This window comes from Savagea faecisuis (assembly GCF_042675605.1).
GTDB classification, from domain to species: Bacteria; Bacillota; Bacilli; order Bacillales_A; family Planococcaceae; genus Savagea; species Savagea faecisuis.
In genome coordinates, this window is the sequence record NZ_JBHTJF010000022.1 from 300,064 (window position 1) to 326,827 (window position 26,764).

22 protein-coding genes are annotated in these 26,764 nt (G+C 42.2%); 21 read left to right on the top strand and 1 reads right to left on the bottom strand.

All coding sequences use genetic code 11. The features are described 5' to 3' along the window. Positions 1-211: 211 nt before the first annotated feature. The 19 genes from ACFQ0V_RS06255 to ACFQ0V_RS06345 all read left to right on the top strand — a co-directional run bounded on the left by ACFQ0V_RS06255 (position 212) and on the right by ACFQ0V_RS06345 (position 22,974). Positions 212-1,249 carry an aspartate-semialdehyde dehydrogenase gene (locus ACFQ0V_RS06255; protein ID WP_381011093.1) on the top strand — a complete coding sequence of 346 codons (1,038 nt, stop codon included), beginning with the start codon at positions 212-214 and terminating at the stop codon, positions 1,247-1,249. Between the two features lie 22 nt (positions 1,250-1,271). Beyond that, a complete protein-coding gene (gene dapA / locus ACFQ0V_RS06260; protein WP_381011096.1) occupies positions 1,272-2,156 on the top strand; it encodes a 4-hydroxy-tetrahydrodipicolinate synthase in 885 nt (294 codons plus the stop codon). Between the two features lie 149 nt (positions 2,157-2,305). Continuing rightward, on the top strand, positions 2,306-3,973 hold the full coding sequence (locus ACFQ0V_RS06265) for a ribonuclease J (RefSeq protein ID WP_381011098.1): 1,668 nt from the start codon (positions 2,306-2,308) through the stop codon (positions 3,971-3,973). Positions 3,974-4,050: 77 nt separating this feature from the next. Continuing rightward, positions 4,051-6,285, top strand: a complete 2,235-nt coding sequence (locus ACFQ0V_RS06270; protein ID WP_381011101.1) for a DNA translocase FtsK — start codon at positions 4,051-4,053, stop codon at positions 6,283-6,285. 155 nt (positions 6,286-6,440) lie between these two features. Further along, positions 6,441-7,166 carry a GntR family transcriptional regulator gene (locus ACFQ0V_RS06275; RefSeq protein WP_381011104.1) on the top strand — a complete coding sequence of 242 codons (726 nt, stop codon included), beginning with the start codon at positions 6,441-6,443 and terminating at the stop codon, positions 7,164-7,166. 38 nt (positions 7,167-7,204) lie between these two features. Continuing rightward, entirely contained in the window at positions 7,205-8,290 is a 1,086-nt protein-coding gene (locus ACFQ0V_RS06280; protein ID WP_381011107.1) for a BMP family lipoprotein, read from the top strand. A gap of 191 nt (positions 8,291-8,481) precedes the next feature. Further along, complete coding sequence (locus ACFQ0V_RS06285; RefSeq protein ID WP_381011110.1) at positions 8,482-10,014, top strand: ABC transporter ATP-binding protein; 1,533 nt, start codon at positions 8,482-8,484, stop codon at positions 10,012-10,014. Beyond that, complete coding sequence (locus ACFQ0V_RS06290; protein ID WP_381011113.1) at positions 10,011-11,057, top strand: ABC transporter permease; 1,047 nt, start codon at positions 10,011-10,013, stop codon at positions 11,055-11,057. The genes ACFQ0V_RS06285 and ACFQ0V_RS06290 overlap by 4 nt, the downstream gene beginning before the upstream one ends. Beyond that, positions 11,058-12,011, top strand: coding sequence for an ABC transporter permease (locus ACFQ0V_RS06295; protein ID WP_381011115.1), 954 nt, complete (start codon positions 11,058-11,060; stop codon positions 12,009-12,011). 168 nt (positions 12,012-12,179) lie between these two features. Then, positions 12,180-13,454 carry an EF-P 5-aminopentanol modification-associated protein YfmF gene (gene yfmF, locus ACFQ0V_RS06300; RefSeq protein WP_381011117.1) on the top strand — a complete coding sequence of 425 codons (1,275 nt, stop codon included), beginning with the start codon at positions 12,180-12,182 and terminating at the stop codon, positions 13,452-13,454. Next, a complete protein-coding gene (gene yfmH, locus ACFQ0V_RS06305) occupies positions 13,441-14,736 on the top strand; it encodes an EF-P 5-aminopentanol modification-associated protein YfmH (protein ID WP_381011120.1) in 1,296 nt (431 codons plus the stop codon). The genes yfmF and yfmH overlap by 14 nt, the downstream gene beginning before the upstream one ends. Further along, positions 14,733-15,461, top strand: a complete 729-nt coding sequence (gene ymfI / locus ACFQ0V_RS06310; protein ID WP_381011123.1) for an elongation factor P 5-aminopentanone reductase — start codon at positions 14,733-14,735, stop codon at positions 15,459-15,461. Before yfmH ends, ymfI begins: the two co-directional genes overlap by 4 nt. A gap of 93 nt (positions 15,462-15,554) precedes the next feature. Continuing rightward, positions 15,555-16,346, top strand: a complete 792-nt coding sequence (locus ACFQ0V_RS06315) for a DUF3388 domain-containing protein (RefSeq protein ID WP_381011126.1) — start codon at positions 15,555-15,557, stop codon at positions 16,344-16,346. Positions 16,347-16,381: 35 nt separating this feature from the next. Then, positions 16,382-17,251 (top strand): helix-turn-helix domain-containing protein, encoded by an 870-nt coding sequence (locus ACFQ0V_RS06320; RefSeq protein WP_381011129.1) that lies wholly within the window; start codon positions 16,382-16,384, stop codon positions 17,249-17,251. A gap of 50 nt (positions 17,252-17,301) precedes the next feature. Then, positions 17,302-17,880, top strand: coding sequence for a CDP-diacylglycerol--glycerol-3-phosphate 3-phosphatidyltransferase (gene pgsA, locus ACFQ0V_RS06325; RefSeq protein ID WP_381011132.1), 579 nt, complete (start codon positions 17,302-17,304; stop codon positions 17,878-17,880). Positions 17,881-17,890: 10 nt separating this feature from the next. Beyond that, the gene (locus ACFQ0V_RS06330) at positions 17,891-19,138 is read left to right on the top strand and encodes a competence/damage-inducible protein A (protein ID WP_381011135.1); all 1,248 of its coding nucleotides are present in this window, start codon (positions 17,891-17,893) and stop codon (positions 19,136-19,138) included. A gap of 131 nt (positions 19,139-19,269) precedes the next feature. Further along, positions 19,270-20,334, top strand: coding sequence for a recombinase RecA (gene recA, locus ACFQ0V_RS06335; protein ID WP_381011138.1), 1,065 nt, complete (start codon positions 19,270-19,272; stop codon positions 20,332-20,334). Positions 20,335-20,560: 226 nt separating this feature from the next. Beyond that, on the top strand, positions 20,561-22,117 hold the full coding sequence (rny, locus tag ACFQ0V_RS06340; RefSeq protein WP_381011141.1) for a ribonuclease Y: 1,557 nt from the start codon (positions 20,561-20,563) through the stop codon (positions 22,115-22,117). Between the two features lie 59 nt (positions 22,118-22,176). Further along, positions 22,177-22,974 carry a TIGR00282 family metallophosphoesterase gene (locus tag ACFQ0V_RS06345; RefSeq protein WP_381011144.1) on the top strand — a complete coding sequence of 266 codons (798 nt, stop codon included), beginning with the start codon at positions 22,177-22,179 and terminating at the stop codon, positions 22,972-22,974. Between the two features lie 41 nt (positions 22,975-23,015). Here ACFQ0V_RS06345 and ACFQ0V_RS06350 read toward each other — a convergent pair whose 3' ends face one another. Continuing rightward, positions 23,016-24,557 (bottom strand): S-layer homology domain-containing protein, encoded by a 1,542-nt coding sequence (locus tag ACFQ0V_RS06350; protein WP_381011147.1) that lies wholly within the window; start codon positions 24,555-24,557, stop codon positions 23,016-23,018. A 182-nt stretch (positions 24,558-24,739) separates the two neighbouring features. Between ACFQ0V_RS06350 and miaB the strand changes: the two genes are divergently transcribed. Beyond that, positions 24,740-26,278: a tRNA (N6-isopentenyl adenosine(37)-C2)-methylthiotransferase MiaB gene (miaB, locus tag ACFQ0V_RS06355; RefSeq protein WP_381011150.1), complete on the top strand. Its 1,539-nt coding sequence runs from the start codon at positions 24,740-24,742 to the stop codon at positions 26,276-26,278. Further along, on the top strand, positions 26,275-26,709 hold the full coding sequence (locus ACFQ0V_RS06360) for a RicAFT regulatory complex protein RicA family protein (protein WP_381011153.1): 435 nt from the start codon (positions 26,275-26,277) through the stop codon (positions 26,707-26,709). Before miaB ends, ACFQ0V_RS06360 begins: the two co-directional genes overlap by 4 nt. Positions 26,710-26,764 lie beyond the last annotated feature (55 nt).

The window sequence follows — 26,764 nt, forward strand, 5'->3', positions numbered from 1 at the left end:
TCATTTTATTTTGCCTAAAACGAAGAAGGAATATTCAAATATCTCATAAATATTCATATTTTTGACTGAATGTAAATTAAAAATGAGAAACAGGTATTCACAAAGTTCAGAAAAGCTGATATAATTCGAACAATGACAGTTTAATCAAGTAAAGGATTAAAGAGTGTCATGAGTATTTATAATATGGACATTGACAAAGGAGAGAACGAAAATGAGACAAATGAATGTTGCAGTTGTTGGAGCGACAGGCGCTGTAGGTACGATGATTATTGAAAAGTTGATTGAACGAAAGTTTCCGGTAAATAAATTGAAGTTGCTCGCATCTAAACGTTCAGCTGGCTCAACGATTACGATTGGAAATGAAACGTACACTGTTGAAGAGACGACAGATCAAGCGTTTGAAAATATAGATATTGCATTTTTCAGTGCGGGCGGCTCAATTACAGAACGCTTTTCACAGGCGGCAATCGATGCAGGAGCACTCGTTATTGACAACACTAGTGCATTCCGTATGACGGAAGGAGTTCCTCTCGTCGTACCAGAAGTAAACCCAGAAAAAATTCGTGAACATAAAGGGCTCATCGCGAACCCGAACTGTTCAACGATTCAAATGGTCGCAGCATTAAAAGGCGTAAAAGACCAATTCGGATTGAACCGTTTAATCGTTTCGACGTATCAAGCGGTATCGGGTGCAGGTGCAGATGCTATTAATGAGTTAGAACAGCAGAGCAAAAACTTCGCTAACCGTGCGGAGAACGAAGCGAATATTTTACCATCAGGTGGCGACAAAAAGCATTATCCGATCGCTTATAACGTGTTGCCACAAATCGACGTATTCGGCGATGATGGGTACACATTAGAAGAATTAAAAATGATGAACGAAACACAGAAAATTTTCGATGACTATGAGATGGAAGTAGCAGCAACATGCGTGCGCTTACCTGTCGTAACAGGTCACTCAGAGTCAGTATACATCGAATTAGACCGCGACGACGTGACAGTCGCTGACCTACAAGAAGCGATTCAATCAGTTCCAGGCGTCGTCTTACAAGATGACCCAGCGACACAAACGTATCCAATGCCATTGTTCGCAGAAGGCAAAGACGAAGTATTCGTCGGACGTGTACGTAAAGACCGCGATAAGAAAAACGGATTCCACTTATGGATCGTGTCAGATAACCTCGTTAAAGGGGCGGCACTCAACTCTGTACAAATCGCTGAGACGTATTTAAGCCAAATCGAACAATAATCATTGGAAAGGATGACGTAAGTTGGAATTAGGACGAATTGGAACGGCGATGGTCACGCCATTTGACGAACAAGGTCAAATTGATGAAGCGTTGACTCATCGCCTCGTAGAACATTTAATTACAAATGGAACGGACAGTTTAATCATTAACGGAACGACAGGAGAATCACCTACTGTTACACGCGAAGAGAAGCTTCAAATGCTCCGTTGGGTGAAAGATGCTGCAAAGGGTCGTGTACCGATCATTGCGGGTACAGGCTCTTACAATACAGCAGAGTCAATCGAGATGACGAAAGAAGCGGAAGAGCTCGGTGTGGACGGTGTCATGCTCGTCGTACCGTATTACAACAAGCCGAACCAGTCAGCGATGTACCGTCATTTCAGCACGATTGCAGAAGAGACGGACTTACCGATTTTACTGTACAATATTCCAGGCCGTTCAGGTGTCAACATGACAGCTGAAACGACGATTGCACTTTCGAAAGTGTCAAACATTCGCGCTGTAAAAGAAGCGAGTGGCGACATCGAACAAATGGCAATGATCGTAGAAGGCGCTGCAGAAGGGTTCTCTGTTTACAGCGGGGACGATGGCATGACATTACCGTTGTTATCTATCGGTGGGAAAGGTGTCATTTCTGTCGCTTCTCACGTGCTCGGCAATGAGATGCAACAAATGATGCAAGCATTTGAACGAGGAGAGTTAGCGACCGCTGCTCAAATGCACCGTCGTTTATTACCAGCGTTCAAAGCATTATTCTCAGAACCGAACCCTGTTCCGTTGAAACATGTATTGAATCGTCAAGCGATTGCAGTCGGTTCCGTACGTTTACCACTCATTCCATTAGAAGCGGATCATGCATCATTTGATAGCTCTTGGGACCAATATATGATGAAAATTCAAGAATAACTGAAAGCTAGCCTCGCGCTAGCTTTTTTTGTTTGTACAGAACGGTCTTTTTCCCGTATAATGAAACATAGTCGTTCTGTTCGGATTTTTAAAAAGAAAACGATATGAATTGAAATTAAAAAGAAAAAAGACATTAGGAGGAAAATATTGTGACGCAAATTATTAACGAAACGATTAAAGTCATTCCACTCGGAGGAGTGGGTGAAATCGGGAAGTCGATGTATGTTGTCGAAATTGATGAAGAAATGTTCATCGTCGACGCAGGCCTCATGTTCCCAGAAGAAGAGATGCTTGGGATTGACATCGTCATTCCAGACATCACATATGTTGTCGAAAACAAAAATCGACTGAAAGGAATTTTCCTAACGCACGGACACGAAGATGCGATCGGATCCCTCGCTTACTTACTTCAAAAAGTACAAGCACCGGTGTACGGTTCAAAATTAACGATTGCGCTAGCGAAAGAGCATTTGCACAAAATGCCCGCTCCACAAGCGATTCGTTTCTTCGAAGTAAACAACGAAAGCCGCATGAACTTCAAACGTACGCACGTCACGTTTTTCAACACGACACATAGTATTCCAGATTCACTCGGTATCGTCTTCCACACATCACAAGGAGCGATCGTGCATACAGGAGAATTTAAATTCGACCAATCCGCGAAAGGCAAATACCGTCCAGACATCGCGAAAATGGCGAACTTAGGAGAAGAAGGCGTATTTTTACTTATGTCGGATTCGACAGAAGCGGAAAAGCCAGGATATACGACGAGTGAGCAAGTCATTGCGACACGTCTTTTAAAAACATTCCACCGCGCGCAAGGACGTATTTTAGTAGCACTTTACGCATCGAACTTCATCCGTATTCAACAAGTGCTCGAACAATCGATGAAAACAGGCAAAAAAGTAGCCGTCGTCGGGGAAAGTTTAGAAACATACTTCCATATCGGATTAAAGCTCGGTTACTTAGAAGTAGCGGAAGATGTGTTAATCGATGCGAGAGACATCGACCAATATGAAGATCATGAAGTCGTCGTCATCGTAACAGGCAATAAAGGAGAACCGATTGACGCATTAAGTCGCATCGCGAAAAAACAACATCGCGACATTAAAATTAAAGCGACGGATACCGTACTCATTACGTTTACACCAGCACCGATGATGGAATTGTCACTTTACGGAATGATGAACGAGTTAGCGAAAGCTGGCGCGGACGTTATGACATCATCAAAAGACATTCACGTTTCAGGTCACGGTAGTCAAGAAGACTTGAAATTAATGTTGAACTTAATGAAGCCGAAATATTTCATCCCTGTTCAAGGGGAATATAAAATGCTCATCGCTCACTCGAAGTTAGCACAAGAAGTCGGCATGGAGAAAAAACAAATCTTCATCGTCGAAAAAGGTGACGTCGTCGAGTATAAAGGCGATAAAATGCGCATGACAGGACGCGTTCAAGCAGGTAACGTATTAATTGACGGAATCGGAGTAGGCGACGTCGGAAACATCGTCTTACGCGACCGTAAATTATTGTCACAAGACGGGATTTTCACAGTGGTTGTCACATTGAATCGCAAAAAGAAAACGATCGCAGCAGGTCCTGAAATTGTCTCACGTGGATTCGTTTACGTGCGTGAATCAGAAGAGCTTTTAAACGAAGCGAAAAAAATTATTCGCAAAGTCGTTGAAAAGTATGTAGCGAAAGAAACATTTGAATGGTCGAACATTAAGCAAGAAATTCGTGACACGTTAAGTTCGTATTTATACCAACAGACGAAACGTCGTCCGATGATCATTCCAATTTTAATGGAATATTAATCAATTGAAAGAACGAGGAGATTTTTGTTTACGTCCAACGTAGACGGAAATCTCCTTTTCCAAAGGAGTGCAACATTGTGGCGAAACGAAAAAGTAAGAAAAAAACGTTCCAATTACGTCAAGAAGTGATCAGTCTCGCCATTATCGCGACTGCGCTCATCGCTTTATTCCAATTCGGCTTTGTCGGTCGCTCTGTCGCGACAGTCACATTTCTTTTAGTCGGGCAATTACATTGGGTGTTATGGATTGGCTTGATCGTATGGAGTGTTTATCAAGTCATGGGAAAAGCAACGATTAATTGGACACAAAAACAAATCATCGTTGCGATTCTTCTTACTGTCGTCAGTTTTACTTTAGCTCACTTCGTTTTCGTCGGAAAAATGATGGAGTTGTACGATGTCGGGCCTTGGCGTGCATCGTGGCAAGCGCTCGTGACGGATAGTGGGGTTGTGGAACGTACCAATTTGTACGGAAGTGGCTTAGTCGGTGCGACATTGTATAGCATTTTATCATTTTTATTTGACCGAATCGGCACGTTTATCGTCAGTTTAATATTACTTTTAATCGCAATCGTTCTTGGCCTTGACCGAGAAGTCGTTCGTCCGACCGTAGAAGCAGTCAAATCTTCATACGCGAAATTAAAAATGACGTATTTGGAAAGAAAGAAAGCTGTCCCGTCTAAAAAAGAGAAGGCCCAGCCGATCATTTCAACGATTGGTGACGAAGAGGTAGAAGAATCACTTGCCATCGAACCACCCCGCGACGTCTCAATCAATCATTTCACACAAGGTCGTGAACCCGCTACCGTCGCACCAGTTGAACAAGATTTAGTAGAAGAACAAGAGGAGGATGTAGAAGAGTTTGTTCTGGAGCCATCGGACGATGAAGAAGAGAGTCCGTATCAATTGCCAGTCATTCATTTATTAGACGATATCGAAACAGCGGACCAAAGCAGTGAAATTGAACGGATTAAAAATAATGCCCAAAAATTAGAAGAAACGTTTAAAAGTTTTAATGTCGCAGCCCATGTGAGCGAAATTCACCTCGGACCGGCCGTGACGAAATATGAAATTTTGCCAGCGACCGGTGTGAAAGTGAGCCGCATTGTCGGTTTGACAGATGATTTAGCGTTAGCGCTCGCTGCACGAGATATTCGAATGGAAGCACCGATTCCTGGGAAGTCTGCGATTGGCATTGAAGTGCCGAATCAAACCGTATCGGCAGTTAGTTTGAAAGAAGTGCTCGAAGAAGATGGGGCAGACGCTACAAAAAAACTACAAGTCGCTTTAGGTCGCGACGTGACAGGTAAAGCGGTCCTTACGGAATTAAATAAAATGCCACACGTACTCGTCGCTGGTTCGACAGGTAGCGGTAAAAGTGTTTGCATTAACGGGATTATTATTAGCATTTTAATGCGGGCTAAACCACATGAAGTGAAAATGATGATGATCGACCCGAAAATGGTCGAGCTCAATGTGTATAATGGGATTCCTCATTTGTTAGCGCCCGTCGTAACCGATCCACGAAAAGCAGCTCAAGCGTTGCAAAAAGTTGTATCTGAAATGGAGCGTCGTTACGAATTATTTTCTCACACAGGAACGCGGAACATTGAAGGGTATAATGCGCAACTCGACCGCTGGAACGAAGAAAATGACGAAAAACACCCACGCATGCCTTACATCGTCGTCATCGTGGATGAGTTAGCCGATTTAATGATGGTCGCTTCCAATGACGTGGAAGAAGCGATTATGCGTTTAGCTCAAATGGCGCGGGCAGCAGGCATTCATTTAATCATTGCGACACAGCGCCCGAGCGTCGATGTCATTACGGGAATTATTAAAGCGAACATTCCATCGCGCATCGCTTTTGCGGTATCGAGCGCTGTCGATTCGCGAACGATTTTAGATGGGAGCGGTGCTGAAAAACTGCTCGGTCGTGGGGATATGTTATTTTTACCATCAGGAGCTTCCAAACCGACCCGGGTTCAAGGCGCATTTGTCTCAGATCAAGAAGTCGAACGCATCGTCGACCATTGTATCGAACAACAAAAAGCACAGTACGAAGAAAGTATGATTCCGACAGAAATAGAGGAAGTTGATTTTGATGAAGAAGTCGATGAAAAGTTTGACGAAGCGATTGAAATTGTTCTAGAACAAGGACAAGCTTCTATATCCATGTTGCAGAGAAGATTGCGTGTCGGTTATTCACGTGCGGCCCGCATCGTCGATCAAATGGAGGAACGTGGAATCGTCGGCCCGAGCGAAGGAAGTAAACCGAGAAAACTATTAATCGATTCCATATCAGAATCATGATAAAAAAATAGGGAGAAAGAATAAAAACATCGGATAACTTTGAAAAGAGTTGACGGCCTATTTATTTTTAAACAGTAAGATGATATAGTTAACATGAGTTAGTAGTGTTGTATAACGTCGGATGTCAAAATTTACCAAAGAGAGTAGGTGAATAAATGGTGAAAGTGGATCAACGCCATCTTTACGTACAAGTGATTGAAAAGATAAAGCAAGACATTGAAGATGGAGTTTATAAAGAGAATGAGCGGTTCCCGTCTGAGTTTGAACTCGCTCGTTTACTCGGAGTAAGCCGTGCAACTTTGCGTGAAGCTTTTCGTATTTTAGAAGAAGAAAAAGTGATCGTTCGGAAGCATGGAGTTGGAACTTTCGTTAGTTCAAAGCCACTTTTTCATTCAGGAATCGAACAATTATCGAGCGTTTCAACGATGATTCGAGAAGCCGGAATGGAGCCGGGTACCATTTATAAAACGGTCGATCACCATCCAGTTACCGCTTCTTTAGCACCGATTTTTGAATGTGATGAAAAAGAGGAAATCGTCACAATCAAACGCGTGAGGACAGCAGATGGAGAACCAGTTGTATATTGTATCGACCATGCACTGAGTCGCCATTTATCATTGGACGGTGAAGGTATGTATAACGATTCTCTTTTTGACAGCTTAGAAATGAATGGTCAAATGAAAATTATTCAAGCTGTCGCGGAAATTGTTCCACTAGGATACGACGAAGAAGCGTCCGCCATTTTACGCTGCGGAATTGATGTACCGCTACTTGTCCTCATTCAACGTCATTATAACGAAGAAGGGGAAGTTGTCCTCTATTCAACGAACTATTTCCGAGCGGATAAATTCCAGTTTCAAGTTGTACGAAAACGTGTATAGTTAACTACTAAAAAACGAACTTTAGGGAGGATTTTATTGTGAAATTCAAGAAAAAAGGTTTAGCTTTATCAGTGATGATGTCAGCAGGTTTATTGTTAGCGGCTTGTAGTGGAGGAGAGAAAGAAGCTGAAAAGCCAGCAGATGAAGGTGCAGCGACGGATACTCCGAGCAGTGACGTATTATCAGTAGCGATGGTAACAGATACGGGCGGTGTAGATGACAAATCATTTAACCAATCTGCTTGGAAAGGGATTACAGAGTATGGTGAGTCTAACGGTTTAGAGCGTGGAGATAACGGATATGACTATCTCCCATCAACGAAAGAAGCGGACTTCAAACCGAACTTAAACAACTTAGTACGCCGTGATTTCGACATCGTATTCGGAATCGGTTACTTAATGGATGACGCAATTCACGAAATCGCATCACAAAAGCCAGATACGAACTTCGTCATCGTTGACTCTGAAGTAGAAGGCGACAACGTAGCGAGCGTTATGTTTAAAGAGCAAGAAGGAGCGTTCCTCGCAGGAGTAGCGGCAGCACTCACAACGGAAACAGATAAAATTGGTTTCGTTGGCGGTATGGACATTCCTGTTATTAAACGTTTCGAAGCAGGATTTATCGAAGGAGTTAAAGCGATTAACCCTGATATTAAAGTAGACGTTCAATACGTCGCATCATTTACAGATGCAGCACTCGGTAAAGGGGCAGCAAGCCGTATGTACGCAGACGGTGCTGACATCGTATTCCACGCAGCTGGTGGAGCAGGTGTAGGAGTATTCGCTGAAGCGAAAGAATTGAAAAAAGCATCACCAGATAAAAACTTCTGGGTAATCGGTGTTGACTCTGACCAATATGAAGAAGGTAAAGTAGACGAGAACACAAACGTTACATTAACTTCAATGTTAAAACGTGTTGACGTAGCTGTACTCGACATTACAGAGCGTGCAAACAACGGAGAATTCCCAGGCGGCGAAACATTAGTTTACGGCTTGGAAGATGAAGGTGTTATTTTAGCAGATTCACGCGGTGCGATTTCAGAAGAAATTTTAGCGAAAGTTGCTGAATTCGAAGCGAAAATTGCGAGCGGAGAAATTGAAGTGCCAGAAGAGCCAGTTAAATAATCAATCGTCAATGAATCTAGAATAATATGTCACTTCTGCGACGAACGATCATCTGTTTGTTCGTTCGTCTGCAGTATCCTACTGTGCAGAAGCGTCATATGTTCTAGATTTTTTTTAGCTTACTATGCTAAAAATTCGCGGTCGACCATTTTTACGATAGTAAGAAGTATGGAAATGAAGGAGTGACGGCGTTGGAATATGTAGTCGAGATGTTGAACATATCCAAAAAGTTCGGAAATTTTTACGCGAATAAAAATATTACTTTACAACTTCAAAAAGGGGAAGTTCATGCACTTTTAGGAGAAAACGGGGCGGGAAAATCTACTTTGATGAACGTTCTTTTCGGCTTATACCAACCGGAAGAAGGAACGATTAAAGTTCGCGGAAAAGAAGTAGATATCGCGAATCCGAATATTGCAAACGACCTTGGAATTGGCATGGTGCACCAACACTTTATGCTTGTAGAAAATTTAACGGTAACTGAAAACATTATTTTAGGTAATGAACCGACGAAGATGGGCGTTATCAATATTAAAGAAGCTGAGAAAAAAGTCGCCGAAATATCAGAATTATACGGTTTGGCTGTCGACCCATCAGCAGTAATTGAAGACATATCTGTCGGTATGCAACAACGTGTCGAAATTTTAAAAACATTGTATCGTGGAGCGGAAGTGCTTATTTTTGATGAGCCGACTGCTTCTTTAACGCCACAAGAAATCGATGAGTTAATGAAAATTATGAAAAACTTAATCGATGAAGGCAAATCGATCATTTTAATTACGCACAAATTGAATGAAATTATGGCTGTTTCTGACCGAGTGACGATCATCCGTAAAGGGGAAGGAATCGGTACAGTAACAACAGCTGAATCGAGTCCTGAAGAGCTCGCCTCACTCATGGTAGGACGTCAAGTGACATTTAAAACCGAGAAAAAAGAAGCGACGCCAGGTGAAGTCGCGCTCGATATTCAAAATCTCGTCGTCGAAGATAACCGTAAAATCGCGAAAGTGAAAAATTTAAACTTACAAGTGCGTTACGGTGAAATTGTCGGGATTGCGGGAATTGACGGAAATGGTCAATCTGAATTGATCGAAGCGATTACCGGTTTACGCAAAACAAAATCAGGTTCGATTCGATTAGGTGGGCATGAACTTGCGAATGAATCCCCACGTAAAATTACAGAAACAGGAGTCGGTCACATTCCGCAAGACCGCCATAAACACGGTCTCGTCTTGAACTTCTCCGTCGGTTATAACTCTGTTTTACAAACGTATTATAAGCAACCGTTTTCTAAAGGTGGCATTATGAACTATAAAGAGATTTCGAATTTTGCGAACGAAATCATCGAAGAATACGACGTGAGAACACAAGGTGAACATGAACTTGCCCGTGCTTTATCTGGAGGAAACCAGCAAAAATTAATTATCGGTCGCGAAGTATCTCGTGATCCTGATTTATTAATTGCGGCGCTTCCGACACGTGGACTCGACGTTGGAGCCATTGAATTTATCCATAAACGCTTAATTGAACAGCGTGACAACGGAAAAGCAGTGTTGCTCATTTCATTTGAATTAGATGAAGTCATGAACGTATCGGACACGATTGCGGTCATTTATGACGGACAAATCGTATCGACGGTAACACCGAAAGACGCGACAGAACAACAGCTCGGTTTATTAATGGCAGGACATGTTGAAGAAGCTAAAGAAGGTGAGCGAGCATGAAAAAATTCAACAGTAAAAGTATACTAGTGCCTCTCATCTCGATTGTTCTAGGTCTCGTGATCGGTGCGATCATTATGTGGTTGAGTGGTTATGATGCAATTAAAGGATACGTTGCACTTTGGAACGGTATTTTTGGAGATGCGTATGCGATGGGTGAAACGGTCCGTCAAATTGCACCATATATTTTAGCAGGTCTTGCGGTAGCTTTCGCTTTCCGTACAGGACTTTTCAATATCGGGGTAGAAGGTCAGTTGCTCGTCGGTTGGTTTGCGGCAGCGTATGTCGGAACGACGTTTGAATTACCGACGATCATTCACTTGCCACTCGCTTTACTCGCAGCAGCAGTAGCGGGAGCGTTATGGGCGTTTTTACCAGGTTTATTGAAAGCGACATTGCAAGTGCATGAAGTCATCGTCACAATTATGATGAACTATATCGCTTTGCACGTCGTCAACGCACTTATTAAAGCGTCTTCTGGAACGTACAAAACAGAGACGATTCATGATAGTGCATCGTTACGCTCACCGTTTTTAGAGCAGTTGACGGATTATTCGACATTGCATTACGGTTTTATCGTCGCGATTTTAATGGTTATTTTCATGTGGTTTTTATTAGAACGTACGAAAACAGGATTTGAATTAAAAGCGGTCGGATTTAACGATCACGCTTCACAATATGCTGGAATGAACGTGAAGAAAAATATCATCGTCTCGATGATGATTTCTGGTGGTTTCGCTGGACTTGCAGGTGCGATGGAAGGGCTCGGAACATTCGGTTACATTACGGAAAGTACGGACTTCACAGGCATCGGATTTGACGGAATCGCTGTTGCGTTACTCGGAGCGAACACACCGATCGGCGTATTGTTCGGTGCGATTTTATTCGGTTCGTTAAAATACGGTTCACTCAACATGCCTAACGCAGCAGGTGTACCGATTGAAATTGTATCAATCGTCATCGCGTTAATCATTTTCTTCGTAGCGAGCGGATATATCATCCGTGTATTCTTGGAGAAAATGAGCAAGAAAAAGGAGGCGAAGTAAATGTTAACAGCATTATATTTCATCGTGCCAATGATGATTGCATATGCGGCGCCTCTCATTTTCACCGCAATTGGTGGAGTATTCTCGGAACGTTCAGGTGTCGTAAACATCGGTTTAGAAGGATTGATGGTTATCGGAGCGTTCATTGCGATTGTCTTTAACTTGACGTTTTCGGGAACATTCGGTGCTTGGACACCTTGGATTTCGATTCTCGTCGCGATGCTTGTCGCAGGAATCTTCTCAATTTTACACGCGGTCGCATCGATTTCATTCCGTGCAGACCAAGTCGTTTCAGGGGTTGCGATCAACATGCTCGGAATCGCGGTCGCGCTCTTCTCGATTAAAATCATGTATGGAAAAGGGCAGACGGAATATGTCGAACATAAAATTCCACGTTTCAACATGCCGATTTTACAAGACATCCCGGTTATCGGACCGATGTTCTTTAAAACGGTATATGGAACGAGTATTTTAGCGATTGCGGTCGCAATTCTCGCTTGGTTCGTCATTTATAAAACACCGTTCGGCTTACGTTTACGTTCTGTCGGGGAGCACCCGATGGCAGCCGATACGATGGGGATTAACGTTGCTCGTACACGTTACATCGCGGTCATCATTTCAGGAGCACTAGCTGGAATCGGTGGTGCGGTTTATGCGCAAACGATGACAGGAAACTTCGACCATACGACGATTAACGGTCAAGGGTTCATGGCGCTCGCAGCGATGATTTTCGGTAAGTGGCATCCACTCGGAGCGATGGGCGCAGCATTATTCTTCGGATTCGCCCAAGCGCTCAAAATTAGCTCGGCAAATATCGAATTTTTGGCGAATGTGCCAGACGTGTACTTACACATCTTACCGTACGTCTTAACGATTTTAGCGCTCGCTGGATTTATCGGTCGTGCACGCGCACCGAAAGCGAACGGTCAACCGTATATTAAAGGAAGTCGTTAATCGCTTCACTCCTTCTCTAGTCTTTCAGAGAGGGAGTTTTTTTGTGAGGGAAATACAGAATGAAAAATGTATCGTTTTTTCAACGAAATGAACGTGTAACGGTTGCGAACTATTTCACTGAACATGTATAGTGAAGGAAGCTTTGTAATATTTAGAATGAGGTGGACCATGTTTAAGCATTATCCAATTTCAAGCGGGGTCGATTTGTATATTCGACCGACGCAACAATTTAAAACAGTGACGATTCTCATGCAGTGGGATCGTGAATTTGATAATACATCAGCTGCACATCGCGCCGTATTATCGAATGTTTTGCAAGATTCAAGTGAACGTTATCCGACGTACACAAAGTATAAAAATAAATTAGACGAGTTATACGGTTCAACATTAATTACCGATGTTTCGAAACGCGAAAATAAACATCGTTTTCTCCTCTTTTCAGAGACGGTACATGAACGTTTCGTTCGCAGTGAGAACCATTTCGCAGAATGGCTCACATTTTTAGCAGAAACGATTCAGCGTCCGAATGTGAAAGACGGAAAATTTGATGAAGCGACTGTCCGTCGTGAAAAACGTTCGATCGTTGAGCGTATTCAATCTGTTTATGATGATAAAGATCGATACGCGTATCGACAATTGATTCAAATGATGAGACCGAATGATTATGTATCAAAGTCACGTCTCGGAACAGAAGAGCTCGTACAGGCTGTAACCCCTGCTTCATTGGCTGAACATTATGACACGATGTTAAAAGAAGATAAATTGACGATTTATGTCGTCGGAGATATCGATGAACAACTCATTATCGACACATTCCGTCCGATTATTCAACAACGCAAGTACGAAGAGATTTCGACTTATACACCAAGTGTTCCGAACGTTGAGAATGTGCAAGAAAAAGAAGAAACGAATGCGATCCGTCAAGGAAAGCTCAATATCGGATATTCGACACCGATTACGTTACACGATGAGCGTTTTGCGGCGATGCAAGTCGCAAATGGTATTCTAGGTGGATTTGCGCATAGTAAGTTATTCCAAAATGTGCGCGAAAAAGAAAGTATGGCATATACGATCAGCAGTAGTTACATTAGCCAATACGGCTTGTTGACGATTAGCGGCGGAATCGATTGGAGCGAAAAAGATAAGGCGGTACGCTTAATTGACGAACAAATTGCGATGATGCAACGCGGAGAGATTTTGGATTTAGAATTAGAGCAGACGAAAGCATTGCTCGCAAATTCGATTCGCAGTGCACTCGATACGGTTCGTGGACAGATGGTTTTATTTGATCAATATAAAGAAGATTATGCGAACTTTTCAGCACAAGCTTTAATCGAACGTTGGAATGCTGTGACGAAAGAAGAAGTGATCGCAGCGATTCAAACATTGACAAAAGAAGCGGTCTTTTTATTGAAAGGAGAGCGTGAAGATGGAGAATATTGAATTACAAGCAGTGGAGGAAACATTGTATAAAGAAGTGCTTTCAAATGGATTGACTGTCTACATCCTCCCGAAAAAAGGATATTCGAAAACGTATGCGACGTATACGACAAAGTACGGTTCCATCGACCGAACGTTCACACCGCTTCATGCAGAAGAACCGATCGTTGTACCAGACGGCATCGCGCACTTTTTAGAACATAAAATGTTTGAAAAAGAAGAAGGAGATATTTTCCATACGTTCAGTCAACAAGGAGCATCTGTGAATGCTTATACGTCATTTACACGAACAGCTTACTTATTTTCAGCGACGAGCAATGTTGAGAAAAATATGACGACTTTGCTCGACTTCGTGCAAGCACCGTACTTTACAGAAGAGACGGTGGAGAAAGAAAAAGGAATTATCGCACAAGAAATTATGATGTATGACGATTCGCCCGATTGGCGCATTTATTTCGGAGCGGTTGAAAATATGTATCGAGAGCATCCGGTACGCATCGATATTGCAGGGACAGTAGAATCGATTCAAGACATTACGAAAGATCATTTGTACACATGTTATGAAACGTTTTACCACCCGTCGAATATGCTGTTATTCGTCGTCGGAGCGGTCGATGTCGAACAAACGATGCAACTCATTCGCGACAACCAAGGAGCGCGTGAGTTAACGAATGAACCGAATGTCGAACGTTTCATCCAGGAAGAAGACTTAAATGTACAAGTGAAAGAGCGCACGATTGCGATGGACGTGTTTAAACCGAAAGTGAACATCGGCTTTAAACTTCCGGCAGGTCAATTAAAAGGTCAAGACTTTTTAAAACGTGAGCTCGTCTATCAACTCGGACTCGACTTATTATTCGGTACGACGACACCTTTCTACGAAAAAGCATACGATGAAGGATTTATCGACGAATCATTCGGGTATGACGTGACATTAGAAAGCACTTTTGCATTTGCGACGATCAGCACAGATACATTTGAAGCGGACACGTTCCGAGAGGCGGTTCAAGAAACATTTGCACGCCGCGAAGAATTGTTGACCGAAGAAGCGTTAGAGCGACTCATTAAGCGTAAAATCGGCTTGTTTATCCGTTCGTTAAACAGTCCGGAATTTATTGCGAATCAGTTTACGAACTATGCTTTCCATGACACGATGTTATTCGATCATGTCGATGTTTATCGCTCGATTACATTGGAAGATGTAAAAGAAGCGTTGCAATGGTTCGTCCAGCCGAACAATTCAACGGTGATGCAAATTGTGCCGATGGAGAAAGAAGAAGCATGAAATTCGCACTCGTATTAGGTGCATCAGGAGAAATCGGCCATGCCATCTGTCGTGAATTAGCGCGTGATAGCTGGTCGCTTTACTTGCATTATTCGACGAATGTGTCGCGTATCGAACAGCTGTTACACGAATTAGAAGAGACGTATCCGACGCAATATTTTTTACCGATGCAAGCGAATTTGTATGAAGCTGAACAAGTGGAGACACTCGCACAGTCGATTGTCGAAGTAGAAGCGATTATCGTTGCGCACGGTGTTGAACTATTGAAGCTCGTCAGTGAGACGACAGACGAAGAGATGGACTACTTATGGAAAGTGCACGTGCAGTCACCGATAAAAATTATTAGTACATTGAGTGCACGTATGCAACATAAACAAGTATCATACGTCATCTTTATAGGCTCCATATGGGGAAGTGCAGGAGCAGCAAATGAAGTGTTGTATTCCACAGTAAAAGGAGCGCAACATGCTTTTGTGCGCGCTTATGCAAAAGAAGTCGCTTCTTTAGGAATTCGAGTGAATGGTGTCGCACCCGGATGGATCGATACGAAAATGAACCGCATGTTTAACGAAGCCGAGCAGTTAGAAGCACAAACTGCGATACCTCTTCAACAAATTGGAACACCTGAAGATGTCGCTCATTATGTTACATTTTTAGTGAGCGGTCGTTCGGATTATATGACAGGGGAAGTCATTAACTTAAACGGTGGCTGGTATATTTCATAAGTCGACATAAGTCAATGTTTTTCCTTTAAATTGTTAATGCTATCCGTTATGATAGTGTTACACAGTTGGAACGATAAAGGTAGGTGTCGAGGGATGAGTGAATGGTACGTAGAATATGAAATTAAAATTAACAGGCCAGGTCTACTAGGAGATATCGCCTCTTTACTCGGGATGTTGAAAGTGAACATCGTGACGATTAACGGAGTCGTAGAAAATAATCGTCGTGTCATGTTAGTAAAAGCAAAAGACGATAAGCAAATTGAACGTTTCGCCTTAATTGCTCGCACGATGGAAGCGATTGAACTTCGTAAAATTCGCAAGCCGAGATTGCGTGACCGCCTCGCAGTTCGTCACGGTCGTTACATTGAGCGTTCCAGTACAAATCGTAAACTATATCGTTTTGTACGTAGTGATTTAGGAGTGCTCGTTGATTTTATGTCGGAACTTTTTAAAGAAGAAGGGCATAAACTCATCGGTGTTCGAGGAATGCCTCGTGTAGGGAAGACAGAAGCGATTGTCGCAGCGAGTGTATCCGCGAATAAAAAATGGGTATTTTTATCTTCTACACTATTGAAACAAACCGTGCGAAACCGTCTGCAAGGGGATGAATATGATCCGAACAATATCTTTATTTTCGATGGCATCGTAACGCGTCGTGCAGGAGATGAGAAGCATATGCAACTTGTGCGTGAAATTATGAGTATTCCAGGTGTGAAAGTGATCGAACATCCAGACTTATTCGTCAAACATTCTGAATATACGATGGATGACTTTGACTATATCATTGAATTGCGTACTACAGAAGAGGAAGAAATTACGTATGAATTGTTAGAAAAAGATGTGAAAATGGTACCGATTCAAAGTATGGATATGTTTCCTTTTTAAACAATTGTTAAAATTTATTGAGGTGGGTGGTTGTATTGACCGGATTAGGTGAGCTATTACGAGGAGCTCGTGAAGCGAAAGGGTATTCGCTAGATGATTTACAATCGATAACAAAAATTCAAAAACGGTACCTTTCCGGAATTGAAAAAGAAGACTATAGTTCGATGCCAGGGGCGTTTTATGCGAGAGCTTTCATCAAGCAATATGCGGAAGCGGTAGATTTAGATCCACAAGAAGTGTTGAGTTTATATAAGGAGGATCAACCTTCTCCAGAAGTGAAAGCGGAAGAAGAAGTGACCCCTTTACGAGCGAGACACCGTCGTGTCCGTTCGAATAATGCGATGAAACAGATGATGCCGAAATTATTTTTCGCAATTATTATTATCGCGGTCATCGTCATCGTTGCTTTACTCATGAAGTGGACGATGAATGACAAAGGAGAGAATAGCCCAGTCGCCGATCTCCCTGATGACAATAAAGTGACGGTGCAACAGAAAGAACCTCCGAAACCTCCAGTCGTTGAGGAAGAGCCAGAAGAAGAGGAAGAAGAAATAGAAGAAGAGGTAGAGGAAGAACCAGTAATTGAACAAAAAGTTGAAGTGGTCAGCGTAGCAGGAGATACGACAACGTATCGTTTGAGTGAAGTAGACCAGTTTAAATTGCGCATTGAATTGTCAGGAGAATCATGGGTGAGTATTTTAACAGAAAACCAAGAAGAATTAACTCCTGGAGGTGCGAAAGTTTTAAACGACGGTGATGTCGTAGACTTAGATGTTACAGAGCACTCTCAAGTTCGCCTTCGCCTCGGTCGTACAAATGACGCGAAAGTATTTATTAACGACGAATTATTAGATTATGAATTAGAGCGTGTCGATCAAACGATTTATATTCAATTTGAAAAATAGTCATCTATTTAGATGACTATTTTCATTCTAAATGAAAAGGAGACTTGGACATGAATTTACCGAACAAAATAACTGTATCACGCGTACTCCTCATTCCTGTTTTTATCATTTTTATGATCATTGATTTCGGAATGGGTGAACTTTCTTTCGGTGGTGTAACACTTTCCGTTGAACGTTTGATCGGAACATTTATTTTTATTATCGCATCGATGACGGATTGGCTAGACGGGTATTTAGCACGTAAACATCATTTAGTGACGAATATGGGGAAATTTTTAGATCCATTAGCGGATAAATTACTCGTCTCAGCAGCATTCATTATTTTAGTCGAGATGCAACTTGCGGCAAGTTGGATTGTCATCATCATCATTAGCCGGGAATTTGCCGTGACGGGACTTCGTTTATTGCTAGCAGGTGAAGGGGAAGTCGTCGCAGCGAACAGTTTAGGTAAAATTAAAACCGTCGCACAATTGTTAGCGATCATTTTATTATTGTTTGATAATGCCTTTTTCGCACTTGCGAACATTCCAGCAGGTGAAATTATGTTATATATCGCCTTGATCTTCACGATTTGGTCAGGTGCAGATTATTTCTATAAAAATCGACATGTTTTATTAGACTCAATGTGAGGTGACGGAGATGAAAGCAGAAATTATTGCAGTCGGTTCAGAACTATTGTTAGGACAAATTACGAATACGAATGCTCAGTTTATTTCGGCAAGACTCGCTGAAATTGGAGTAGACGTCTATTATCATACGGTCATCGGAGACAATCCAGAACGTTTAGTCGATGCGATCAAAATCGCTGAACAACGTGCGGATGTGTTGCTCTTTACAGGTGGATTAGGACCGACGAAAGATGATTTAACAAAAGAAGCGATCGCTCGTCATTTAGGTATTGAGTTAGATTATGATGACGCGGCAATCGAGCATATTACGGATTATTTTGAAAGACAAGGCCGTGTTATGACGCCGAACAATAAAAAACAAGCGCTCGTTTTCAAAAATAGTACGGTGCTGAAAAACTATACGGGAATGGCACCAGGAATGGCTTATACGAATGATGAAAATACGTATATTTTAATGCCTGGTCCTCCTCACGAGATGAAACCGATGTTTGAAAAAGAAGTGATCTCTTATTTATTAAAATTGGATGAGCGTCAAGAAGTGATTGTATCGCGTGTTCTCAACTGTTTCGGAATCGGAGAAGCGGAACTAGAATCTCGCATCGAGACGATTTTAGAAACGCAAACAAATCCAACTGTTGCGCCATTAGCGAGTCCAAAAGGTGTCACGCTTCGATTGACGGCGAAAGCAACTTCTCTTGAAGAAGCGTATGCCCTAATCGCGCCAGTAGAGGCAGATATTCGCGCGATAATTGGGGAATTTGTTTTCGGTATCGATGACGAAACATTATTTTCAAAAACAGTCGATTTACTGCAAACGAAGAAATTAACGATTGCTGCTGCTGAAAGTTTAACAGGTGGACAGTTCATGTCGCAATTAACATCGATTACAGGAGCGAGCGCTGTCTTTGGTGGAGGTATGGTCGTCTATTCACTCGAACAAAAGGCGCAACAACTCGACCTCGACCGACAAGCTTTGGAAGAGCAAGGAGTCGTTTCTCAATATTGTGCTGAACAGATGGCGGAAGCAGTGCGCAAAAAGTTTGGGACGGATATCGGGGTCAGTTTGACTGGAGCGGCAGGACCAGACAGTCATGACGGACAACCTGCTGGAACGGTATGGATCGGGATTGCGTATCGTAATCAAGTTCATACGTATCGTTTGCAACTGTCCGGTATGCGCAATACGAATCGCATGCGCGCAACTAATTTTGCGTATCACTATTTGATCCAATTGTTAGAAAGCGAAAAATTACATTAAAAGGACGCACAAAATTCGAAATAAGAATAAACGTTCGCTTATTTCTTGTCAAATGAGAAAAAAAGTCGTATAGTTAAATTAACGATAAAAGAACATCCATTCGGTGATGTTTTGAGGAGGATATAACAAATATGGATCAACAGAGAAAAACAGCATTAGATAATGCGTTAAAACAAATAGAAAAACAATTCGGTAAAGGTTCAGTCATGATGCTCGGGGAAACGACAGATCACGAGATTTCAACGTCGTCATCAGGCTCACTTGCACTCGACGCAGCACTAGGAGTTGGTGGGTACCCACGCGGGCGTGTCATCGAGATTTACGGTCCAGAAAGTTCGGGTAAAACGACAGTTGCACTTCACGCGATTGCAGAAGTACAAGCGGACGGTGGACAAGCGGCATTCATCGACGCGGAGCACGCGCTCGATCCAGTGTATGCTAAAAAATTAGGTGTCGATATCGACAATTTACTTTTATCTCAACCAGATACGGGAGAACAAGCGTTAGAAATTGCGGAAGCACTCGTTCGCAGTGGAGCAGTTGACATCGTTGTCGTCGACTCGGTAGCAGCGCTCGTACCGAAAGCTGAAATTGAAGGGGAGATGGGTGATTCACACGTCGGTCTTCAAGCACGTTTAATGTCACAAGCATTGCGTAAATTATCAGGTGCAATTAACAAATCGAAAACGATCGCTGTGTTCATTAACCAAATTCGTGAAAAAGTCGGTGTTATGTTCGGTAACCCTGAAGTTACACCAGGTGGTCGTGCGCTTAAATTCTACTCATCTGTACGTTTAGAAGTGCGTCGTGGTGAAGCTATCAAACAAGGTACGGACATTATGGGTAACAAAACGAGAATTCGTGTCGTGAAAAATAAAGTAGCGCCTCCATTCCGTACAGCGGAAGTGGACATTATGTACGGTGAAGGGATTTCTAAAGAAGGAGAGATCGTCGACATCGGTGCAGAGCTCGATATTATTCAAAAAAGTGGTTCTTGGTATTCATATGAAGGAGAACGTCTCGGTCAAGGCCGTGAGAACGTGAAGCAGTTCTTCATTGAAAACCCAGAAATTCGCGACGAAATTGCAGAGAAAATTCGTGCTTCTTACGGAATTGCGAGCAGCAATTATGTCATCGGTGAACATGACGAAGATGAAGAAGAAGTGTTGGAATTAGTTCCAGAAAAAGAAGAATAAAACCTTAAAATGTCAGCATTTCGAGCAGAGATGTTGGCATTTTTTAAATGAGAGATATCGATAATTGTTTGTGAAGTCGCAAGTTCACGAGTCTTGACAGTACACAGCTACATCGTTACAATGATAAGTGTGTCACATCATACTAAATTGAAATGCATTGGCAGTATGTTGCAATTTAATATACGAGCCGACTGAAAAGAATATTAGCAAGAGGAGGTGACCAGGATTGTCTGAATATATCATCTCCGCTTTGCTCGGTTTTATCGTCGGTGCAATTGTACTCTATTTTTACAATAAAAACGTGAATGAATCCAAGGTGACGGGTGCCAAGCATCAAGCGACTCAAATTGTCGAAGAGGCGAAGCGAGAAGCGGAGGCAATGAAGAAAGAGGCACTACTGGAAGCAAAAGACGAAAATCACAAGTTAAGAATCGAAGCGGAAGCAGAAATCCGTGAACGACGTTCTGAAGTTGCAAAGCAAGAAAATCGCTTAATGCAACGTGAAGAATTGCTCGATCGAAAAGATGAAACTCTTAACAGAAAAGAAGAGAGCTTAGATCAATGGGAATCACAATTGACTAAGAAACAACAGCATATTGAACAGATGGAACGCAAGGCGGAAGAGCTATTAACAACTCAACAAACAGAGTTAGAACGCATCGCAGCCCTTACACGAGAAGAAGCGAAAACTTACATTCTCGAAAGTGTTGAAAAAGAGCTCGCCGTCGATATTGCAGTCATGACGAAAGAGTCAGAACAACGTGCGAAAGAAGAGTCTGAAAAGAAAGCACGTGAAATTTTGTCACTCGCTTTACAACGGTTTGCAGCGGACCATGTTGCTGAAACAACAGTCTCTGTTGTCAACCTTCCAAATGATGAGATGAAAGGTCGCATCATTGGACGTGAAGGTCGTAACATTCGAACAATTGAGACGTTAACAGGTATTGATCTCATTATTGACGATACGCCGGAAGCAGTCATTTTATCAGGATTTGATCCTGTTCGCCGTGAAGTAGCTCGACTAGCGCTTGAGAAACTCGTACAAGATGGACGAATTCACCCAGCGCGCATCGAAGAGATGGTCGACAAATCACGTCGCGAAGTAGATGAACTAATCCGTGAAAAAGGGGAAGAGACGACATTCGATATCGGAATTCATAACTTACACCCTGACTTAATTAAAATTTTAGGCCGACTCCATTTCCGTACAAGTTACGGACAGAACGTGTTGAAACACTCGATCGAAGTCGCATACTTAACGGGACTTCTTGCAGCAGAACTTGGAGAAGACGTTGCACTAGCACGTCGCGCAGGTTTATTGCATGATATCGGAAAAGCGATCGACCACGAGGTGGAAGGTAGCCACGTTCAAATCGGTAAAGAATTAGCGATTAAGTATAAAGAACATCCGGTCGTAATTAATAGTATTGCTTCTCACCACGGTGATGAAGAAGCAACTTCAGTTATTGCAGTATTAGTTGCAGCAGCAGATGCATTATCGGCTGCCCGCCCTGGTGCTCGAAGCGAAACTTTAGAAAACTACATTAAACGATTAGAGCGTTTAGAAGAAATCGCTGAATCATACGAAGGTGTAGAAAAGTCATATGCGATTCAAGCTGGCCGCGAAGTACGTATTATCGTACGTCCAGACCAAGTCGATGACATTACGCAACATCGATTAGCGCGAGACATTCGTAAGCAAATTGAAGAAGAACTCAATTATCCAGGTCATATTAAAGTGACTGTGATTCGTGAAACACGAGCGGTCGAATACGCGAAATAAAAAAACAAAAGGGGTTCGTGAAGACGAATCCCTTTTTTTCATGGAAAGAGGAATGAAGAATGAATATTATTTTTATAGGAGATATCGTCGGCTCAATCGGTCGTGATATGATTTTTGATTACGTTCCACGTTTACGCCAAAAATATGAAGCTGATCTCATCATCGCAAACGGTGAAAACGCAGCAGCAGGACGTGGGATTACGAAGCGTATTTACGACGATTTACTCCATGCGGGAGTCGACGTTGTGACGATGGGAAATCATACGTGGGACAATCGCGACATTTATGATTTTATCGACGATGCTGAATTTCTCGTACGTCCTGCTAACTTCTCAGAAGAAGCACCGGGACAAGGTTATACGATCGTTGAGAAAAAAGGAAAAGAAATCGCGGTTATCAATTTACACGGACGCACTTTCTTACCGCCCCATGACGATCCATTTAAAAAAGTTGATGCGATTTTAGAAGAAATCGATACGCCAATCGTCATCGTCGATTTACATGCGGAAGCGACGAGTGAAAAAATTGCGATGGGTTGGCATTTAGACGGTCGTGCAAGTTTCGTCGTCGGTACACATACGCACGTACAAACAGCGGATGAGCGTATTTTGCCAGGAGGTACAGCATATTTAACAGATGCTGGAATGACAGGACCTTATGATGAGATTTTAGGGATGAAAAAAGAAGATGTCTTATACCGTTTTAAAACGAATTTGCCGACACGTTTTGAAGTGCCGAAACAAGGTCGTGCGCAATTGAATGGTGCTTTCATTCAAATCGATGATGAGACAGGGAAAGCGACGCATATTGAACGCATTCGGATTAACGAAGATCAACCATTCCAATTTCAAAAGTAAAAAAAGAGAAGCCGTCGTATAAACGATCGCTTCTCTTTTCACTATTGTGCTAAATAACGGCGTGCTCCCGCATATTCAGATTGATACGGTTCACTCGTAATCGGTACAATTTCAATCGGTTTTGAGTAATCCGGAGAATGGATCATCTTTCCATTCCCGATGTACATGCTGACATGATGAATCGCACCTTTTCCTTGTTGATGGGCGAAAAATAATAAATCGCCTACTTGTAAGTCTTTTTTCGCAACTGCAACCCCATGTGTCGCTTGGACTGTAGAATCTCGTGGAATTAAAATCCCGTGCTGTTTATAAATACTATAGGTGAAACCAGAACAGTCAAAACCGTATGCTGAAGTTCCCGCCCATAAATACGGTAAATCTAAAAATTGTTTACTCGTCGCGACGAGATCTTCAGCCGTCGGTTTCGGTAAATGTGCGAAGCTCGGCGTCGTCACAGCATGTTCTTTCACAATATATTTCGTTCCGTCCGTCGGTGTTTTTACATAAATGCGTTTCGCATCTTCTTTTACGACAGGAAGCATCGTATTGAAACTAATTTCACGAAACGGTTTGCCGTCTAGATGGCGAAGCATCGTTTTATTTGCAGTGACGATTGTGACGTCGCAAGCATTGACATTGGATTCTTGTTTCGCAATATGGCTTTTCGGTACCCACCCCGGATAACCTTCTCGTTGAACAGGACTAAATTGTTCGTGAACGGCTACTTTATACCAATTGTCTTTTTCATCTAAAATCGTCACTTCTTGACCGTATAAAGCTTGTGTATCGACTTTTCCTAATAAGCTGAGCTTTTGTTGGTGTGTCATTTGTTTCGTCCAACTTGCGAGATCGACAGGGTTAGAAATGGCAGGACGATCGACGATGCGCGCGATATTCGGTTTTGACCAAAGTGTCGTCACCGCAACATTCACGATATGTTTTGTCTCCGTAGCAGGCGCGTAGCACACTTTTTCTAATTGAAATTTTGGTTCGAGTACACGTGCAAGAAAGACTGAGAAATGAGAGCGTGTAATCGGAGCATTCGGTCGAAATGTGCCGTCTGGATATCCCGTCGTAATATTGTGAGCGTATAAAGTTTGCACGTCAGGCGTCGCCCAATGTGTCGCATTTATATCATGAAAGACAATATCAGACGATTGATTTAAGTCGAAAGCACGAACTAAAATCGACGCCATTTGCGCACGTGTTAAAGAATCATAAGGAGCAAAAGTGCCATCCTTTTTCCCCGTCATAATCCCTGCGTCGACAACAGTTGAGATTGTTGTAAAGCCAGGATGTGTGCGTGGAATATCTTTTAGTTTTGGGTCAGGGCGGTTCGTTGTCGGCAATTTGAGAGCGCGTACGAGCATAGTCGATGCTTGTAAACGTGTAATGGAATCATTGACTCCAAATTTGCCATTCGAATACCCTGAAATGATTTGTTGTTGCGCTAAATAATGAATTTCTTTTTTAGCTGCATGATGTTCTCCAACATCCGTAAATCTTTGTTTTGCCTCGCCACTCATTGGAATGAATATTATACTAAAGACGAGCAGGACGAGTAAATGCTTGAAAAATTTCAAAATATCTCACCTCTTTTTTAATAGGTTCAGCATATCACTTTTACAAGAGAGAGAATATATAAAAATGGAGCGAACGTTTAAGATTTGTCGAAATTCATTTATTTGAACGAGTAATAAAGTGTTATAATGAACGAATGTATCATATAATAGATTAGATGATTTTATGAAAGGAGCATTGCGCTATGAACGAAGAACAACGTTTAAATAAAACACCCGATGGCTCAGAAGTGAAAAAAGAAGAAAAAGATTATAGCCAATATTTTAATCGTGTGTATCAACCACCATCATTAAAGGACGCAAAACGTCGTGGCAAGGAAGAAGTCGAATATCATGATGACTTCCAAATCGATGAGCGTTTTCGAGGGATGGGGAACGGGCGCAAGTTTCACATTCAAACTTATGGTTGCCAAATGAACGAGCACGATACGGAAGTGATGGCGGGTATTTTTATGGCACTCGGTTATACATTCACACCAGACCGTACCGAAGCGGATGTCATTTTATTAAATACGTGTGCGATTCGAGAAAACGCGGAAGATAAAGTGTTCGGGGAACTCGGACATTTGAAATCTTTAAAACGCGAACGACCTGATTTATTAATCGGCGTATGTGGATGTATGAGTCAAGAGGAATCGGTCGTCAACGAAATTTTAAGCCGTCAACCTCACGTCGATATGATTTTCGGAACGCATAACATTCACCGTTTGCCGAACATTTTACACGAAGCGTACATGTCGAAAGAAATGGTCGTTGAAGTATGGTCAAAAGAAGGCGACATTATCGAAAACTTACCGAAACAACGCCTCGGTCATATTAAAGCGTGGGTGAACATTATGTACGGTTGCGATAAGTTTTGTACGTATTGTATCGTCCCTTATACGCGCGGAAAAGAACGCAGCCGTCGTCCAGAAGATATTATTCAAGAAGTGCGAGAATTGGCAGCACAAGGGTATAAAGAGATTACACTACTTGGGCAAAACGTTAACGCGTACGGAAAAGATTTAGAAGATCTCGATTACACATTAGGTGATTTAATGGACGACCTTCGCAAAATCGATATTCCACGCATTCGTTTTACGACGAGTCATCCGAGAGATTTCGACGATCGTTTAATCGAAGTGCTCGCAAAAGGTGGAAACTTAGTCGACCATATTCACTTACCAGTACAATCAGGTTCGTCAGCTATTTTAAAAATGATGTCGCGTAAATATACACGCGAGCAATTTTTAGAACTCGTCGCTAAAATTAAAAAAGCGATTCCGAATGTGACATTGACGACAGATATTATCGTCGGTTTCCCAAATGAAACAGATGAGCAATTCGAAGAGACGATGACTTTGTTTGAAGAAGTTGGTTTTGATACAGCGTATACGTATATTTACTCGCCTCGAGAAGGGACACCTGCAGCGAAAATGCAAGACAATGTCTCAATGGAAGTGAAAAAAGAACGTTTGCAACGCTTGAATAAACTCGTCAACGAAACGAGTGCTAAAGCGATGGCACAATATGAAGGCCAAACAGTGAAAGTGCTCGTAGAAGGCGAAAGTAAAAAAGATCCTGAAGTGCTTTCGGGCTACACAGAAAAAAATAAGCTCGTCAACTTTAGAGCACCGAAAGACGTCATCGGTGAGATTGTTGAAGTGAAAGTGACCGATGCTAAAACGTGGTCACTCGATGGAGAATATATCGGATTAGTTAAACAAAAGGAGACAGTAAGATGACAAAATTGTATACGAAAGATGAGATCGTAGAAGCGGCACAAAAATTAGCGCAAATGATCGCATCGACAGAACAAGTGGAATTTTTCAAAAATGCAGAAGCAAAAATTAACGAAAACCAAAAAGTACGTGAAAGCATTGCAAGCTTAAAAGTATTGAATCAACAAGCGGTAAATTACCAACAATACGATAAAAAACGTGCCTATGAATTAACGCAAGCAAAAATTGAAAAAATTGAAGAAGAATTAGATGCGATTCCAGTTGTGACAGAATTTAAACAAGCGCAAATTGAAGTGAATGACTTACTTCAAATCGTCACATCAGCTATTGCAAATACAGTGACGACAGAAATTATCGAATCGACAGGCGGCGACGTCTTACGAGGAGAAACAGGCTCATATATTCAAAACGCTGGGCCGAGCACATGTAGTTAATTGATTAAACTGTTTAAATATCCATTTTATATGGGTCTTTAAACAGTTTTTCTTT